The organism is Pseudomonas moorei (genome assembly GCF_042846945.1).
Lineage (GTDB): Bacteria > Pseudomonadota > Gammaproteobacteria > Pseudomonadales > Pseudomonadaceae > Aquipseudomonas > Aquipseudomonas moorei.
Genome location: NZ_AP035776.1, coordinates 6,315,495 through 6,332,920, shown reverse-complemented (window position 1 = coordinate 6,332,920; position 17,426 = coordinate 6,315,495). Strand labels below are relative to the sequence as shown.

Genomic DNA, 17,426 nt, shown 5'->3' with positions numbered 1-17,426 from the left:
ATGACGACTGATGAGCAAATTATTTCTTACGCCGTTAAAGTAAATACGGGTAGTGGCGTTCTTATAAGTGCATTGTCGCAAGACTTTTCGTATGTTTTAACGGCTCACCATGTGGCAGGGGAGCGTGCGGAGATCAGCCGGAACGGGCGAGTGATCAATGTCATCGGATCCCCTTATCACCATCCCGAGGTCGACTGCTCCATTATCAAAGTCGAGTTTCAAGCAGACATCAAACAGCGTACTTTGATGGAGGCGTTGCCGGCGGGTTCTGCGATCTCCTACGTTGGTTACCCTAGATCGAATCATGGAACGGACAGACCGTTCAAAATTTACACAGGAAGTTCTAACGACGTAGCGCATCAGGTCATTGTTTGTAATTTGACTGGCAACCCTGGACAGGAATCGATTGAAGGGATGTCCGGTGGGGCGATCTACCACATTGGCGGGGATGTTGCGCATTTGTGGGGCGTCGAAGCTCGGATGGACGACGAAGATCCAGAAGCGAGATATGGGAGAATCCGTTGCTTTCCCATCAGTCGTTTCCAAGAGATCATCGAGGCTCATAATCTTGTGCAAATCGCGCCTTTTTACATGGCGTGCTTCTCGAACTTCAAGGACGATATATTTTGTTTCAATGCTGCGAATCCAGCGAACGTTCTAAATCTACGTCAGAAGCTAAATGAGCAGGCAGAATGGCTAATCGAGAAAGGCATGCCTGCGCCGCATGATTTGATGGTGCGGTATCGAAGAGAACTTTTGATTGGTGATGATGAGCCTAGCGATACTGTTTTGAGTAGGGAAATGTGGGTCGCTTACTTCGAATTTGTGATTGTCTGCTCAATACTAGATGATGTTGACGTTGTTGACGATGTCTATCTAGAGTTGCTTGATCGTAAGCGTCGATTTATGTATTCAAGTAGCAGTGAAAATTGGATACGGAAGTTGTCGGATATATTTAAGGCAGCGAGGGGTATGCTTGAGACCAATGGCGCTATGCTTATTAACTCTCCGGAAGAAAATGCAGTAGACGTACCTGATCCAGATGACCTTAAGGAGGTTATCGATGATATCGCTTCCTCGCCAAAATTTAGAGAGTTAGCCAGGATTGATAACGCGCGTGGCGAAATATGGGGTACGTACTCAGTAGCGCACTTAAAAGGGCTTCGTAATAAACACGTTTTGGCTAAGCACCGAGAGTATGGAAGCGTCAATATCGGCGGTCAGCTGACAAAATTCAAGGGTTATTATGGTAGCTTTATCAAAGACGGCTCATGACCTGGGGTTTCTACAGTCTGAGTTTGAAGATGTAAGATTTGAACTCTTCTCTTGTGATCAGTTGCAGTTCATAAATTGCATAGTTTGCTGGTTTGGCTCTTCTGGAGAAATGGCCGCGAATTGGAAGGCTATTCAAAGTATAGTGTCACTCAAATTTAAGCCTGGAGCTAAATTTTCTAGGTGGAATATTTACTTGGTTATGTTGTGCCCGGATCGCTTGGATATTCGCGAGAAGTATGTGATCGAAAATGATCGGTACGCGGCGAGAAAGGTTGTTCTGGATAGTCAGGGAGATCAACCGACTATCGAAAGGGTTGAGAAGCTGATCAATGTGGAGTTGTTCGGAGCTGATTTGAAACTTCAGGAAACTCTCCCTAAGGTTCAGGCAGGGATAAAACTTTCCATTGCTTCATTGATTAAGAATGCGCCTATAGACTCTACAAGTAAGTCGAAGGAGAAACGGGGCGAAATCGTAAACAAACTAATCGAGTATTATAGGCGAAATGAAAATAAAGAAAGTTGAGATTGAAGGTTTTCGCGCCTATAAATATAAAAAGGATGGAAGCTTCGATTTTACCCTTGATGGTGAGATACCATCGAATTTTGTTGCGATCTATGCTCCAAATGGGTTTGGGAAAAGTTCATTTTATGATGCTGTGGAATGGGCGCTAACGGACAGTTTGGAGAGATATGCGGGTGAACATAATAAAAAAAATAATCAAATAGCAGCCCGTGGAACTAAACAAGATCGGATTCCTTTGAAGATCTTGCGCAACAAAGATGTCCCGGATGAGGTTTTAACCCGAGTGGAAGTGATGACTACTCGCGGGAATTTTCCTAGGGAACTCCCGAAGTTGAAGTGGAACTCGACTGATCTAGCCTTAGGCGTTTCTAAGGGTAAAAAAGGCAAAGAAGCCAGAATATTTAGCAAAATCATACTCTCCCAAGATGCTATTGATCGTTTCTTGCGCGAAGCTAAGCCGCAAGAGCGGTATGAGCTGTTCATGCAGCACTTCGGCGGTGAAGCCGAGGCTTTACGCCAAGAGCTTACCGCAGTTATAGCTGAAAATAAGCTGACTTTGGATGGTCTTCGGAAGCAGCGGACTGAGGTCAAGAAAGAGCTTAACGCCCCAGTCGATTCCGCAATTTTTGATAAATTCAATTCGCTAGCTGTGAGCCTGAACCAGAGTGGGGAGTCAATATCTCTAGTTTCTGCGAATTTTAATGCAAGTTTAGAGCATCAGTTACTTGCATCTATCATTGAACGAAAACATACCTTGGCTTCTTTCCATACGGCGCAGCGTCAACGCGAGTCAGCGCTGTTAGAACATTCCTCCAGGCTTGATGAGTTACAGTTTCATCTTGATGTAATCTCCGAGCAAAGTCCTCGATTGGCTAGGCTGGCGAAAGGTGTCAAAGATTCGCAGAATTACCAATCTCTTTCCGCTGCTCACAGCAAAAACCTCGCAGACTGGCAAAAATGGACTGGTGAATTCACGGAACTGGAAACAATTGAAAAATTGCTTCCAAGTTTCCTATCTGACGAATCGGTGTATAAAAGAGCGACAGTTGAGCAAACCACGCTAGAACAGCAGCAGAGCGGAATTGCCGTAGAACTTAGAACGGCCCAAGAATCTGATAAGCAACATCGTGATGCTCTTAGTCAGGCTGATCAACGATCATTGGCCTTGCGGTCGATGCTGTTAAATAGCGCTGGTGTTTATGCAGAGATTGCAGTGCATCAGGCTGGTCTGTCTGGTCAGCAATCAGACCTACAGAGCAGGATGGCAACGATAAAGGTCGACAGGGGTGATCATGAGCGTATTACTGTTGAGCTAACTAAGCTCTCCGCGACGACAATAAACGCCAAGACGTTGATGGAGCAAAGTACGAATCTACCCCTTCTACCGACTAACCGTCTCTCTGAAGTCTATTCCGCTCATCAAGAGTTAGACCTACTACAGCAGCATGATCAAACGATCAAGAATACTCAAGTAGCGCTTACCCGGCAAAAAGAGGGTGTTGAGCGTATAGTCTCTCAAGGGCTAATTTATCTGGGTGAATGGCCTAGCGATAAGTGCCCACTTTGCCGAGTAGTACACGATTCTCCTGAGGCCTTGACGTCGGCCATAAAAAACAACGATCTGCTAACTGAGGCGGCAAGACAAAACGCAATCCAGCTTGAGCAGATTACGTCTCGGGTGACGGTGCTTAAGGGTGTTATTGACTTAGCAGTTGCCGAAGCTAAGGATCGACTCGGTAAGAAGGTGATCGAACTTAGAACTAAGCTTGACCAACTTGCCTCAAAAATCAATAAAGTTGAGCGAGAATGTTATTCGCTTAGGGCCTCAATAAGCGCGACTGAGCAGACGATTCAAGCACTCCAGCTGAGAGTTTGGAATCTCAGTTCCGAGGAACTGCACGCGCGCGCAGGAGCTGAACTCGATAGTCTTTCTAGTATTCGAGTGTCCCAAGTCGCTCAGCTTGAGTTGGTCAAAAATGCTGTAGTTGGGTTTCAAGCCCAACTGCAAAAAGTCAATGCAAGGTTAGAGGAGCTGCGCTTTCTTCGGGAAAGCATCACCTCAAAGGATCAATACAACAAGGTATTGGCCTTCGCATTGAAGGAGGCCGTTCGTGAGTTTACGGAACTCCCCGCGCATTGTGGTCAAAAACGTGATCAGCTCAGTCGCTCTCTCGCAGAAAGCTCGGGGGAACTTGAAAGGCTGTCAGTGGATTGCCATGAGCTCCAACAGGTGATGCTCGCAGATGGAAATTGGGTAGATTTTCAGCAGTTGGCCACCCAGAGAGATACTGCTTCTAAATCCGTTAGCGACGCAACGTTCGCCGTGGAATCGTTCTTGGCAAGCCTCGGTAGATTGCTTGGTGAGGAGCTCACTGCCAGTCCAGATATGATTCGTACGGAGATCGCATCAGCTCTGGGATCATCGACTGCGCAATCCGCCGATTTGGCAGCTAAAATCGATAAATTTGATCTGCTAACTGAGCAATTAAAAGCTTTCAAACCCTACCTGGACAGCTTAGTCTTGCGCGAGCGTCTTTCTGATATCGAGCGTAGGCTCGCTGAACATCAGGTGGTCGACAAAAAACTATCGGAAGATCGAGAGAGCATATTTGAAGAGCTGCGAGCGCGAATTGGATCTTTCTTCTTTACGGATTTAATCAACGCGATTTATAGCCAAATAGACCCCCATCCTTCATTTAAGAAAGTAGAGTTTATCCCTGATTTTGATGGTTCGAATCAACCTGGGTTAAACATTATACTTAAAGATGGTGAGGGTGATTTGATTTCACCGATGCTCTACTTTAGTTCGGCCCAGCTTAATATTCTTAGTCTTAGTGTATTTCTGGCCAACGCCCTACATGCCAGGGACGAGAAGAATGTCCCGTTAGACGTCATACTGATCGATGACCCTATTCAGTCAATGGATTCAATTAATGTCCTTGCGGTTATAGATCTCCTTCGGAACGTCTCGCTGCGTTTTGATAAGCAAATAATCATATCGACACACGACGAGAATTTTTTCGATTTGCTCAAGCTGAAGATACCTTCGGAGGTATTTGGGTCTAAGTTTTTGCAGTTGGAAAGCTTCGGTGTTGTCAGTCAAATCCAGGATGCCCATGATTTCGTCGCGGGATTGTCAAAGGTAGTCTTACACGCTGACGGTAATACGGACGGCGAAGGGAAGGATTAATACTTGTTGTTTTCCGCCAAAGGGGGAGAGCTATTTCCCCCTTTGGCTACCAACCAATTGACCCCATAGGGGTACGACGGGTGTGCACCGTATGGGCAGGCGTCGGTGTGTGAGGTATGCATCGGCCTAGACTGCGTACCATTAGCTTCCAACTGACCGAAAAAGTGGGCGGGCAGACGTCTCCAATCTATTATTGGAGCTCCATTTCAATATTTATTAAGATTAAAGCACAGGCTATGTCTAACCCAAGGCTATGCTGTCAATTACACCTCAGGTGAGGTTTGCATGATTTTTGAAAAGAACTCACGCATCTTTGTATTTAGGTGTATGGGAACACCTGGCTCCGCAGCTAATATTGTCGCAGCGACACCTGCAATTCCTGGGATTTCAAAAGACTTCTGGATTTCTGGTATGACTAAGTTGGCTCTATTGAAGGCTAGTTTTGATTTAATTTGTTTTTTCCACTTTACTTGGCTCCATTCCGTGAGCGGTTTTTCAAGCGCGGTTCGGAACTGAGATTGCGCCGCCATTTCCAGGAAACGAACTGTTATTTCGAACAATTGAGTTAGGAATAAATCAGAGCGTGTGAGAGCCGTATGGATGGTGCTTGTAATGTCATTAGCTTCGTCATTAGGATCAGGCGACAGGATTTTATCGATCCAAGTGACTGCTCCACTTAAATTTTCATGCTTTTCAATGTTTTCTCGTAGAGCTTTCAAATCTGAGATATTACCGGATAGAGCTGCAGAAATACCGAAGGCGTAAATTGCGGATCTTTGAAATTTTACAAGTCGTTCTGATTGCAAAATATTTTTTGATGATATTGGTACGATGGCATATACAAGAGCTTCTGTAGCCGTGAGAGTTTCTCCATTTGCCTTATCGAAGGCGTAGGCCACGAAATCCAGCCAGCGATTTAGTTGGTCGGCGAATCCGTCTACGATTAAATACTTTATCGAGTTGTTGAGAATATACGATCTAAAAGTTAACTCAAAGGATGGAGCAGTTTTTCCATTCAGTCTTGTTTCTAGGTTGTTAAGTGCCTGTGTTGGCCCTACGGCCTCTGATTCGGCGGTAGCAAAGAGGTACCAGGTTGCCTCTAGAGGAGCTCGTGGAAGTTTAACGATGTCCTCAGGTGGATTTGGGTTACTACACATTCCAGCAACCATGGATGTAGGTTCGCCATTGATGATGGGCTCATTCTCTGCACCGATTATTTGAACGTGAAGCCACAGCAGTCCATGACGAATAACTCTGCTGCAGTAAGCTGCCTGTAGCGAATCCTCTGAGTCAACTTTGGGTAGTTGCTCAATTACGTCACGATATACATTGATAGCCGCGCCTAGATCTCCCGCTTTGTACAATGCCAGAGCAGAATCGGCCTTCAATCCCAGAGCGATAGCGTTAAAGGATCCGCTTGCTACTGCCAATGCATCCTTGTGGGCTTGAAAAAATTGAGACGCCGCCGCTTTCCAGTCGCCTGTTTCGGCAAAGCTAATACCTGTTTCTCTACGCAAAAACATTCGTTCTAACGGTTCGAATTCATCAACTTGTGAGTCAATGTCCCTCACTATCGAAATGACGTCATGGTGTTTGCGCTGGCGAAGATAGATCTTTGATCGTGCTCTGGCTAAGTCGATTACAGCCCCAAACTCTGTCTCTGCTTGCTTGATTAATTCAAGGGCGCTGTCAGGATCTCCTGAGTATTCATCGAGCATGATGCTCGCCGCAACCAGGAGAAAAATTGTGAGTTGTGCATGACCCCAACTACGGGTGAGTTTCGCCATCTGCTGATAACTTTTGGAGGCGCTGCGACCGTCGATTTTGCCTGAGCGAACTTCTTCAAGCCAAGGGCCATTTACTAGTGCAGCGGTTCCTTCACGAGTAGTGAGGGTAAAGCTAAGATATTCCTCACGCTCCTGCCGATCTAAGTGATGCAACTCGTCGAATAAGTTTTGCTGTGCATGCACACTGCCAATTCGCATAGCTTGCGCGATAAACAGTCCACCATTTTGATCCGATTTATTAATGGAGGGGAGGAACTCTGTTGTTTTTGCGAGGGAAGCTCGAAATTTTCGGAGAAGGCTGAACCAGTTTGGGAGTATCGTGGGGAGGTCATTGAGGCATAATGCTTTGCCCATTGCTATAGACTGGAACATGCCTTCATCTTGAGGGTCGAGTTTCTTTATCTCCGATTCAAGGGTTTTCCACACGTTTAATGGATGCGTTGTTTTGTTGTCAAGAGATGCAGCAATCGCGAACTGGTTCAACCTGAATAGAATTGCTATTGCTGGATCTTTGGGAATAATTGATGAATCCAGAGATGCAAAGCGCAGGCTAGGGAACCACTCTGCAATGATCTTTAGTTCTTCATGTTTTGCTCTCAGTAGCGCTCCGCCTAACTGGACTAAAATATTATTACTTTTACCTTTGATGCTATGAAGGAACAGATCGTCCACGGTCGTCACGTCGAGCTTGCCAGTCTCAAAAAGACTTTCAGCAAGCACTCGATGAACTGCTACCTGTTCCGTAGGAAGAAGTGTGTTTTCACCCGCATTAGCAATCAATGGGGACACCCTCAGCAATCCGGAACCGAGTTTGTCGATCCAAGGGCCTATCAAAGTGTCCAAGTGTTCGCCGGCAGAGTGAATTTGGGGTTCGATCTCTCCTAATTGCAATGCACTCTTTCGCTTGAAGCGGCCCACGGCCAGACTAGTTCGATACAAAAACTTCCTTGGTTCAACATCTAGAGCGTTCACTAAGTTTTGACGGATCGCCTCGCGCTCTTCCTCAATGTCGACACCAATTTCAGTTTTGGTGAGGTCATCAATGTCCGTGGTTGGCCATCCCCTTTGCTTCAATCCAGTGAGTACCACCCTAACCAATTGCGGGTGTCCGTTGCCGCCCGCGTATCGCACAAATGACGTCCATCGGGAGGCATCCCCTCCAATCATTTGTACAAGGCTGGCAACCTCAGGATGACTCAGCGCGGGGATTTTGAGGCTTGCTCTAGGATCTAAGCCGAGCTTTTCAAGTGCGCTGAAAGACAACTCTTTGTAGCAAGTCACGATGCAGGCTGAGTTGTGCCTTTTGAGGCTGCGGAGCAGCCGAGCAAGAGCCGCAGTGACCTTCGGTGTATTTAGTTCGTTAAGGTCGTCCAAGATGATGCCAGCCAGAGGGGTTGCGGCCGTTTCACCCAAAGCTTTATTTAGCCGAATTTCACACACTTCAGCAGCTACATCTCGAAGATCAACCAACATCCATTTGCCTCCGCTGTCTTGTGCAGAGAGCTTGGCCACCACTGATTTACCCATGCCAGTACCGGCTGATAGGATGGCGACGGAGGTCGATTCCAGGATTTTGGTTACAGCTTGAACAACGTCTTGTCGCGGTAATAGAAGAGTGGGCAGTGGCACGTCACCTAAGGGTTCTAACGTGGCCGGCAGTGCTAGGTCTTGTAACTGATGTTGGCCCGCCTGCTGAGCCATGATGCTCTCAAGCAAGCTATTGGGCAGTGATGAGCGACCGGCATCTGCGCACAAATTCAGTAGCGCGGCCGAATCCAAATACCGTGCCTTCGGCTCAGTGCGAAGAGCACAGTCCAAGACCGATTGCAGTACAACTGCTGTTAGAGGTTCTGAATCGCTTGGCAAAAGCCGAAGCCGGTCACTGCCGTACGACACGAGCGCACCGGACAACTCCAGCTTTACGTCCGTAAGCCCAGGCTCACCGCAATCCCAAGTTATCTTCTGCAGTAAATCCAGCCGTAGCTCTTCATCATTGCGGGCTTGAATAAACGATCTCACGCGGTTAGAGATTTCGGCTCTCAAAATCGCATCACGTAGTGGTTTCACCTCAGCATTGCGCGCTGCTTGTTGCCAGTAATCGAGTACTGCGTGGCCATCTACCCGGTGGCTGATTTCTCGCTCACGGCCGATAGGTGAGGTGGAGAGAAAGCGAAGGGTGACTTGGGTGTCCGGGTTGCGCTCGACTAAGTCGACAAAGTTGTCCAGAGCCTCCCGCACGTCCTGGGAGTTGATCGTGATACTTCCGGATCCGAGAGTGTCCTTGACTTGGACGCCTTTTAAAGAGTCCTCAGCCGCGATCGCATAATCTTCTGCCACCTCAAGATAAAGCCGTTCACCCGACTTCAAGCGGATCCACGCAAGCGCGCTGACATAGAGCTGATATGCATACCCCCGGAGGGCATCAACAGCCTGCCTCTTTGGGTCTCCAGATGGATCTAGCAGACGGGGGCCTGACGAAAATAAATTGCTCATGTGCGCTTACAGACCTGGTGAACCACTGAAAGGTATTGTGCGGCTTAGTGCACGGCGTCAGCTTAATCTTCGTCAATGTCACTGAACGTAGAGCGCTGACCCTTGCCGGATGGTGCTTCTGCCGTGGGCATGTCAAAGAATACGCTCGTGCCCTCATCTTCTGACTGCCTACGCTCGCATGCAGATATCGCTTCGCGAGCATCACTCGAAAGATTGTGCAACTGTTGCTTAAGATCGTCGTCATTCACGCCCAATATTTCCGCGTATTTTATGAACGATGTGACCTTGGAAAATTGATCCTCGATGTCGGAATCGAGATTCACATCTAGCTCTATATTCGCGATCTCCTCTGAGATGTAGTTATTTATAACATCAAGAATTTTCAAGGTCAGAGTGATCAGCTCATGGGGCCAGAACAGGGTCAGTATCTCTTCGCTGGGGAGGAACGAGATGTCCCATTTTTTGAGCGCGGCCTGCTCCAGTTCAAAGCTGCACCGGCTTCTAACGTCATCAGGAAGGAGTAACAACGAATGCGCTTTGGCGAGCATTCGATATTCGGCCCGCCATGCAATTTTGTACCATGGATCGGATCGACCTCTGCGGCGGAGAAGCTCAGGTTCCAACTCAATTAATCGTTTCAAAAAGGTCAGGGGAGCTCGCCGGCTGAGGAAGGCAAACAGATTTTCGTTCTGCTTGGGTTCGTTTGGAACCTCCAACAACCTCTCTGCCAACGTTTCAAAATGCGCTGTGCGGATCAATACAGCATCTTTTACGTTCTGCACGCCATCGCAGACGGCCTCCGTCAGAATCGTTTCAGTTTTCGCGCCTTTCAGATAGAAACCCACTAGGTCTGGGCGAGCGCTAAGTATGCTGCTGATGGCGTCTGCGAAAGTCGGATGGATGAAAGACCAGTAGATCTCGTTGTTTTCCTCTTTCTGCGTAAGGAAGGAGTCTTTCAGTTGAAGAAGAGCTTGGGTGATGAGGGCTTCTGTGGTTCCAAATTTATCAGCAACTTTTTGGATGCTTTCAAGCTCGCCTTGAATTGGTAGGCGCGACCTGGCAAGAAACACGATGGTCAGGGCTGCTAGCTGGGGGGCGGCCAACTCGTTAATCGTGTCTTTCAAAAACTCTTGTGGATGATTGATGAAACGAACCAGGTCATCCGGAAGTTTTTTGATGGCGGATGTGTAGGTGGGATCGCCTAGACGCCGTGCGATTTCGGGCAGCAAGTTTAGGTCTTCAGAAATACCGGCCAAGTGAGGTTTAACCTGACGCTTCCAGTCGTGAGGCTGCTGACCTGCCTTGATATGGTTATACAGAATTTGCTCACGCTCGCTCGCAAGAAGCTCTCCCACCTGTACGGTCGCTTTCCCACTAGCAAGCAGTTGGTGGTTCCGAGTTCCAAGACGAAGCTTGGCTTCATTCCAGATATGCGTTCTTGAGGTGAGTATGAAATAGCAGCCCTGTTCCAATGCGGTCTTCATTTTGGGAAGGAATTCGATCCATGCATCGACGTAATCTTCCCTCATCTGGTTCGGGCCAAATGCATCGTCGACCCAAAAAAGTCTCTTGGGCTCGTTAGGGTTCCAATACGTTTTGATCTCCAATGGGCCGTCACATTTGAAACACTCCAACTGATCAGTATCTGCCGCCATCGTCGCGAGGATAGCTGCGAGCATAGACTTACCAGCCGCCGGTGCTCCCAAAAGCAATACGAGTCGATGCTCCCCGAGCACCTTGACCGCTGCTCGATGCGCATCTGTTGGAACGTAGATTCGAAGGGAGGGGAGGAGATGCCCCAGCAGTGCACGTGTCTGTGCAGCACATCGCTCATCAATAATCGATGATAGGTCGCCCAAGCCGTATACCCTGGGTACCAGGGCTCTCAAGCGAGCACTAGCGCGGATCTCGGTCGTCAGCCATTCCTTGCCACATACGTGGGGGGCTTGAACACCTTGAGCCCGCAGAAGATCTCCTATACCCGCCGCTACTGGGGCATCTACCCCCATGTTCGTGATCAGGTAGTAGCTACTTGCACGACCGTCTTGAACCAAAGCAGCCACGCTCTCCAGCTCAGGATGGATATCGCTGATTTTCAAACGGCGCTCAGCCTTGCCGCTGAATTTGCACTGGACGGTCGCCTCTTGGAACTGTCCCGAATCATCCAGCAACAGGAATACTGCGTCCTGGCCCCCATCTTGAGCCTCTCGATAGGTTAAAACTGTCCGATGGAGGGATTCGCTGCACACCTGGGCGCAAAGATCTTGGAACGCTTTCCAGCCGAGAGTATGCAATGAAAAGTCGGGCTGATATATGGCTTGAGCGGATGGCGGGAGGGTCACGATAGCGTCAGTCCTTGGCTTCGATCATAGACATTTCGATCGCGCACTCAGTGTTTCACTCGATTGAGAGCGTTTCAACAGTTTGTCGGCCGCTACGGCGCAGGAACGTTTCTATCACTCAGATCTATTCCAGTGCCTGCCAACAGTCGAAGTAGATATCCCGAGCTTCCTAGCAACCTCTCTCTGGTTCAATCCTTGCTGCTTCAGTTCAAGGACATCGCGCGTTGTCTCACTCCCTTTTGCCGTAAGCGGATGAGCGATCTCATCACTGGTTACGTGCGTCTCTAGAATTTGCAAACTTCCCAGCTCGTTCTTTACGCGCAGGAGCATCTCAGCGGGTGTCGAATTTTGTTCGGCCGCATAAACGAGTGCCATGAGCGAAAGAGGGTGCAACTTCAAGCCTTTCGCGAGCTCATCGCTCGCCTCAACGGTCACTGAACACTGCGCGGCTTCCAATCGGCTGACGTATGAGGCAGTCATCGAGCCAGAAATTTTTTGCTGCGATAGACCTTGCCGCCCGCGTACGAACTTTAAGGCAACTGCAAAAGCTTGGCGAAGCGTCATGCCGAACGTCCCTTCAAACAGAACGATATGCCGCGATTGCCTAGTCCCGTACAAATGCATATACTCATTCGTGCGGGATTTAATCGCTTTTGCACCCTTGCTGCAGTCGGGCGTTCAACCGTGATGCGCCCAACCTGATGTGTTTCTTGGCCTACAGGAAGCTGAATTCAATATAGGGCCAAATCGAAAATTCACTCGGTTTCTGGCATTTCCAGATTTCGGCTCATGCTGGTGGCACGGCGTTTCCACGCGATTTATGGCTGATCCATATCGTCGCGTTTACCGTGTGATTTACAGCTTTAAAAGGTTGGGGAAGCGCCCTATATCAGCCAATCCAAATCGGCAATTGATCATGAAAATCCAGATTTATTCAGACCTGCACAACGAGTTCGTGCCGTTCACACCACCCGCAACCGACGCAGACATCGTCGTTCTGGCCGGGGACATCGACGTCCTGGCGAGAGGTGTGAAATGGGCCAACGAAACGTTCAACCAGCCCGTCATTTACTGCGCAGGGAATCACGAATTTTACAAAGGCCACATCGACCACACGCTTCGCAAAATGCGAGAGGCCGCTGCGCCGCATGCGCATGTCCTGGAAAATCAGGTTTGGATTTGCAACCAAACCCGATTTTTGGTCACGACCGGCTGGACGGATTTCTCCTCCACCGGAGACACCGTGGAAGCAATGGTGTCCTGCGGACTATGGATGAACGACTTCCAGGTGATCAGAGCAGAGGAACGCTTTCGTCGGCTACGTCCGTCAGACGTGATTGAGCGAAACCATGATGCGTTCGACTTTCTGGTCGGTGAACTCGCCAAGCCGTTCGAAGGGAAAACAATCGTTGTCACGCACCATTGCCCAATCGCAGAAGTGGTAGGCGATAAGCATGACGGCCATCTAAGTGCTGCTTATACAAACCGGTGGAACTCACTTCTTGCAAAGGTGGACGTTTGGATTTTTGGACATACCCACAGGGCTATTGATATCGAGCTGGGCGGGTGCCGGCTCATCTCAAATCCGCGTGGTTATCCCCAAGAATTTACAGGCTTCATCTCGGATTTCACGATGGAAATCTGAGCGGTGATGGAGGAGGGGGAGGATGTACTGGATCAAAACTTACGGAGCGAGATTGTCCGACTTCAGGTTTCACAGGTATCCAGCGGTCATTGAGAGAGCGCGAGCTGTCATTGCTGATCCAGACGTTATTGGATACCTGTTGTGTGCTCTGGAGCTCCCTCCAAAAATCACAGGGCTGCTCTTTTGCGACCCTGCGCAAAGGTACCCCGAAGGCTTACCCATACATGCACTACCCGTTGTAGATCGAAGCCAGCGTGCAGGCTACGACGTTTTTACGACTATCGATGGTGGTGTTTTTGTCGTCGCTCACTGGCTGTTTGAGAACGGTGCCTTAGATCGGTTCGACAGAGTTCATTGATGTTTTTGGTGGGACGCTTGTGGTGATAAACGAGGCTGAGGAAAGAAAGTATGGGGCTCCCAACATGCGTTTTGGACGCCAAGAAAATTGATTTCGGTGTCCAAGTGACAGGCTACCTGTGCTGCGCTGAATTCCAGCCTCCCTGCATGATCGGAGTGGTTTTTTCTGAAACACGCGGGCGGTTTGAGGACGGGAAAACGATCCGTACTTCCAGGCTCGAAAGGGTGTTCGAACTGATGGGATATCAGCTTTGTGAAACGCACAATGGAAGTCGGTACGTGATTTGTCACTGGTGGCATGAGAACGGCGCCATGCCCGATTTCAATTTGATCCATTAGTGAATTACAGGCTTTTTCAATCGGCATCCAAGGTTACCCAACTCCCGCGATGCACGGCTCCCAGATGTCTGGATCCGTGTCGCTTTGAAAGTCTTTAGAAAACAAGGCAACAGTGTGCAAGCAGATTTGATTGAAGATGTGCTGTATGGCCCCGCGCAGATGCTCGGAGGCTCTCAGCTTGAAGACGGTGAGCTCATTCAACTGGCGCGTGAGGAGTTCGAGGGGCAGCCATTTTGCATTGTTCGGAATTGGATGCTACTCGACGTCATGCTCGCCGAGGCCCAGGAGTGTGAAGTGAGGAAGCAGGGACTTCAGCCCACTGTCCTTTTCATCAGCCATGCTGTGTACGACAGTGATGCCAGCGTCCCAGCTAGCGATGGTTTCGTTACCGGTTATCAGAAAGACTTCCACGGATGCTTTTTTGAAAGCAAAGACACGCTGTACATCCTGGCTGGCCGTGGTGCAAGAAAGCACGTTAGTGTGCCTGCAATTTCAGCGCTGAATGAAAATTTGTCTGGGCTCATCAGATAGTTGCGAGATTGGGAAAAGCTCCATAGTTGGGCTCAGTGCCTTGCTCGCGATTGGAGTGATTCAGAGACGCTGATCAAGAAACTATTCCCCGCTGTCCAGGGGTACCCACAGCATCCCAAAAGCTCGGCGGACTCATATTGATCAAGGCACAGTGAGGCTACGGCAATTTGCCAAGATGATGTATGGAATCCATCACGCTCCAAGTTCACTCGGAAGACCATTGGTATGATGCAATGGTAATAAGCTTCGATTCATCAAGAGATAGCCTGCGGAGCCGGTGCACTATCCACTATCAACCCGAATATCTTGTGGATCAGCACGCTCAACTGGGTACGGTTAAAGCGCCTGCCGTCAGTGCGAACCTCCCTCTGGAGTGGGATATTCGGCGTGAGCCTGCCCCCGCTTTTCTGCACGATATCATCCCAGCCGGTGCTGGACGTCGGCACCTCTTGTCGAGAATGGCAGTACCGCCAGGGATGTCGATTGATCTCTTTCTGCTGCAGCAATTCGCTGCTGCTCCCATTGGGCATATGCGTATAAAAAGTGCGGCCGGAGCGCTGTGTTCCGCACAAAAATTAGCTGGTGGGTTTAACCGAGACGAGGTTATTCAGGAAGGTATGGGCATTCTCGACCAGGCCATGGAATCGGGAATGGTGATAAGCGGTGCCCTTGGCGCCGGCGGCGAAGCTAAAAAAATGCTGCTGGTCGAAGATGCTTGGGGGCAGCTTTATCCTGAGGGAGCGCTACGCGACGCTGATGTGTGTCGGCATTGGTTTGTTAAGTTTCCGCGTAACACCGCCACTCAATTAGATCGCGACATCCTTCATAGCGAATACTGCTTTTACCGCGCGCTGGGTGAACTAGGGATCGACACGATCGCCGCCGATGGCCTGACCCACGAAGCAGCGAAGATGCCGAGCATTTGGATGCAAAGATTCGATCGGACAGTCACTCCGGACGGGGTGGAGCGCATCGCAGTGGAGTCAATGTATTCATTATGCGGAGTCAGCAATCGAGGTGGTTTTTTGAATCATTTCGACGTCGTGGATCGGCTAGCGGAAACATGGATTGCTGCCGGCCAAGAGTCTGAAATACCGGACATGCTTAGCGAATACTTGCGGCGGGATTTGATCAATCAGATCGTCGGGAACACCGACAACCACGGCGGAAATCTCTCGATCCTTCGGGGCAAGGAGCGAGTGAGCTTTGCACCGGTTTACGATCTTGCACCCATGTTGCTGGATGTTGAAGGCATAGTGCGGATCACCCGGTGGTCAGCGCAGATAGAACGATTAGGTTCGGTCGATTGGGAGGCTGTGTGTGCTCGCTTCGCGCATAGGGCAGATCCGCAATGGTTGTTCGATCGCTTAAAGGCGGATGCCCGGTTGTTGCTGGCGTTGCCGGATTTGCTACTGGATCTAGGGATCCCCCAGGTAGCTTGGAGTTCGCCGATGATTCCTTTGAGTCGTCTGGAAGATACGTTTCGTCGTTGGAAGTTGATGTGATTGATCCACTTCCAAGTTCGCAGATATTGATCTCAAGCCAAATGGTCACATCCGATGCAGCCGGTGTTCAGAGCGGATGAAAATGACTATTGAGGGCGAGTGCGAAAGGGCGGCCAAGTCAGTGCAATTATCCTGATTGAGCACCTGTCCACGCGGCATCATTTTCACGACACAAGCCGATCAAATGAAGGGAGGAGAAGAAACCTATGACTGAAAATTTATTGCCTATCTTGCGTGAACGCTACCCAGAGTTTTTTTCCAGCGCTCCGCTTCGTGAAATTGGGTGTTTGCCAGGATGGCTAAATTTAATCGATGAGCTCTGCCGCACACTGAAAGCTCACTTGGATGCGCACCCCGAGGTGCCTCAAATCCAGGTACGTCAGGTGAAGGAAAAGTTTGGCGGATTGCGCTTGTACTATTCTGGCGGTGATTCGGTGTGCCGTGAAATGGTTACCGCTGCAGAACAACAGTCGATGTCGATCTGCGAGGTGTGCGGGCAGACCGGGACTTTAGGAGGCGAACGTTGGCTGAGTGTACGTTGTTCTGACCATATCAATTGGACACCCTCAGACGAAGGAAAATGAACTCATAGGTAGCCAACCATCGCCCATGAGAACAGACATCTGGGACGCTTTGCATGCGTCTACGCCAAGCATAGAACTTCACGACGTCTCTCGCCGGAAGATTACTCATTCTTCATTTCAAGCTTTGGCAGATTTGCTATGTATGGATGAAAAAACGCTTGGAATGTATCTGGGGGTATCGGCTGAAACGTTGGTGAAGAGGGCGAAGACAGGTTTTTTTCAGTACGCGAAAGCAAGCGCCTTGATTCGCTGATTGCTGTTGTGCGGTCGTCCTCAGAGCTGTTTGAGGGCGATGTCCTGGCGGCAGCCTCTTTCTTGCGTTCGCCATCGCGCGCTTTCAATTCGAAGGCACCGTTGGAGATACTTGATGCAGTGGGCGATGCTCGTGCCGTGATTGATTTGATCGGCCGGCTTGAGCACAGGATCGTCGTCTGAATGCATCGCTTTTTAATGGGGGAAGATCACGGTGTAGGGACGCGGAGCGCCTCCTTGGACGAAGATCAAGACGTTATCTAGATGCTGGGATTTTTGGAGGCTGACATTCATCCCCGTCCCGACTCAAAGCTGCCGCTCGCGACAGGCAGGAATCGGCCAGAAGCGGACATTCGCCATCCGCCTTAAAGTGCTTTTGGTTTGTATGGAAAGGAATACCGAAAAATAGCATCCTCCAAATACCAACCGAGTTCAAAAGAGTAAGCGCACCGAGCCTCTCCTGCTAACCATGTCTTCGGCCAATTTTGTCCTACGAAATCTGATGTGATTTACATTGCTAGCCGAAACCACTGCAACAAGAGATACGGCCTTGAGCTATTCTGAAGCTTTGAGATTTAGTATCTACAAGAGAGTACCACTCGA

At 49.3% G+C, this 17,426-nt stretch carries 11 protein-coding genes; 8 read left to right on the top strand and 3 right to left on the bottom strand.

From position 1 onward, the window contains the following. The 3 genes from ACGJAX_RS29530 to ACGJAX_RS29520 are packed head-to-tail and all read left to right on the top strand — an operon-like array spanning position 1 to position 4,988. Entirely contained in the window at positions 1-1,275 is a 1,275-nt protein-coding gene (locus ACGJAX_RS29530) for an ABC-three component system protein (RefSeq protein WP_390957054.1), read from the top strand. Beyond that, complete coding sequence (locus ACGJAX_RS29525; protein WP_390957053.1) at positions 1,247-1,798, top strand: ABC-three component system middle component 1; 552 nt, start codon at positions 1,247-1,249, stop codon at positions 1,796-1,798. The genes ACGJAX_RS29530 and ACGJAX_RS29525 overlap by 29 nt, the downstream gene beginning before the upstream one ends. Next, positions 1,779-4,988, top strand: coding sequence for an AAA family ATPase (locus tag ACGJAX_RS29520; protein WP_390957052.1), 3,210 nt, complete (start codon positions 1,779-1,781; stop codon positions 4,986-4,988). Before ACGJAX_RS29525 ends, ACGJAX_RS29520 begins: the two co-directional genes overlap by 20 nt. 263 nt (positions 4,989-5,251) lie before the next feature. On the opposite strand, the gene ACGJAX_RS29515 is transcribed toward ACGJAX_RS29520, so the two are convergent. From ACGJAX_RS29515 to ACGJAX_RS29505, 3 genes are all read right to left on the bottom strand, one after another. Further along, positions 5,252-9,142 (bottom strand): tetratricopeptide repeat protein, encoded by a 3,891-nt coding sequence (locus tag ACGJAX_RS29515; protein WP_390957051.1) that lies wholly within the window; start codon positions 9,140-9,142, stop codon positions 5,252-5,254. Positions 9,143-9,330: 188 nt separating this feature from the next. Then, positions 9,331-11,610, bottom strand: coding sequence for a hypothetical protein (locus ACGJAX_RS29510; RefSeq protein WP_390957050.1), 2,280 nt, complete (start codon positions 11,608-11,610; stop codon positions 9,331-9,333). A 114-nt stretch (positions 11,611-11,724) separates the two neighbouring features. Then, complete coding sequence (locus ACGJAX_RS29505) at positions 11,725-12,174, bottom strand: hypothetical protein (protein ID WP_390957049.1); 450 nt, start codon at positions 12,172-12,174, stop codon at positions 11,725-11,727. A 352-nt stretch (positions 12,175-12,526) separates the two neighbouring features. On the opposite strand from ACGJAX_RS29505, the gene ACGJAX_RS29500 reads away from it, so the two are divergent. The 5 genes from ACGJAX_RS29500 (at position 12,527) to ACGJAX_RS29480 (ending at position 17,006) form a co-directional block, all read left to right on the top strand. Further along, a complete protein-coding gene (locus tag ACGJAX_RS29500) occupies positions 12,527-13,255 on the top strand; it encodes a metallophosphoesterase (RefSeq protein ID WP_390957048.1) in 729 nt (242 codons plus the stop codon). 780 nt (positions 13,256-14,035) lie between these two features. Next, on the top strand, positions 14,036-14,482 hold the full coding sequence (locus ACGJAX_RS29495; protein ID WP_390957047.1) for a DUF6957 family protein: 447 nt from the start codon (positions 14,036-14,038) through the stop codon (positions 14,480-14,482). Between the two features lie 182 nt (positions 14,483-14,664). Beyond that, positions 14,665-15,987, top strand: a complete 1,323-nt coding sequence (locus tag ACGJAX_RS29490; protein WP_390957046.1) for a HipA domain-containing protein — start codon at positions 14,665-14,667, stop codon at positions 15,985-15,987. Positions 15,988-16,193: 206 nt separating this feature from the next. Continuing rightward, on the top strand, positions 16,194-16,571 hold the full coding sequence (locus ACGJAX_RS29485; protein ID WP_390957045.1) for a hypothetical protein: 378 nt from the start codon (positions 16,194-16,196) through the stop codon (positions 16,569-16,571). Between the two features lie 261 nt (positions 16,572-16,832). Next, positions 16,833-17,006: an antitoxin Xre/MbcA/ParS toxin-binding domain-containing protein gene (locus ACGJAX_RS29480; RefSeq protein ID WP_390957044.1), complete on the top strand. Its 174-nt coding sequence runs from the start codon at positions 16,833-16,835 to the stop codon at positions 17,004-17,006. The last annotated feature ends 420 nt before the right edge of the window (positions 17,007-17,426 follow it).

Excerpts from the sequence above, each read along its gene's own strand:
- ACGJAX_RS29530 (WP_390957054.1), top strand. The coding sequence starts at position 1 with ATGACGACTGATGAGCAAATTATTTCTTACGCCGTTAAAGTAAATACG.
- ACGJAX_RS29525 (WP_390957053.1), top strand. The coding sequence starts at position 1,247 with ATGGTAGCTTTATCAAAGACGGCTCATGACCTGGGGTTTCTACAGTCT.
- ACGJAX_RS29520 (WP_390957052.1), top strand. The coding sequence starts at position 1,779 with ATGAAAATAAAGAAAGTTGAGATTGAAGGTTTTCGCGCCTATAAATAT.
- ACGJAX_RS29505 (WP_390957049.1), bottom strand. The coding sequence starts at position 12,174 with ATGACGCTTCGCCAAGCTTTTGCAGTTGCCTTAAAGTTCGTACGCGGG.
- ACGJAX_RS29500 (WP_390957048.1), top strand. The coding sequence starts at position 12,527 with ATGAAAATCCAGATTTATTCAGACCTGCACAACGAGTTCGTGCCGTTC.
- ACGJAX_RS29490 (WP_390957046.1), top strand. The coding sequence starts at position 14,665 with ATGGAATCCATCACGCTCCAAGTTCACTCGGAAGACCATTGGTATGAT.
- ACGJAX_RS29485 (WP_390957045.1), top strand. The coding sequence starts at position 16,194 with ATGACTGAAAATTTATTGCCTATCTTGCGTGAACGCTACCCAGAGTTT.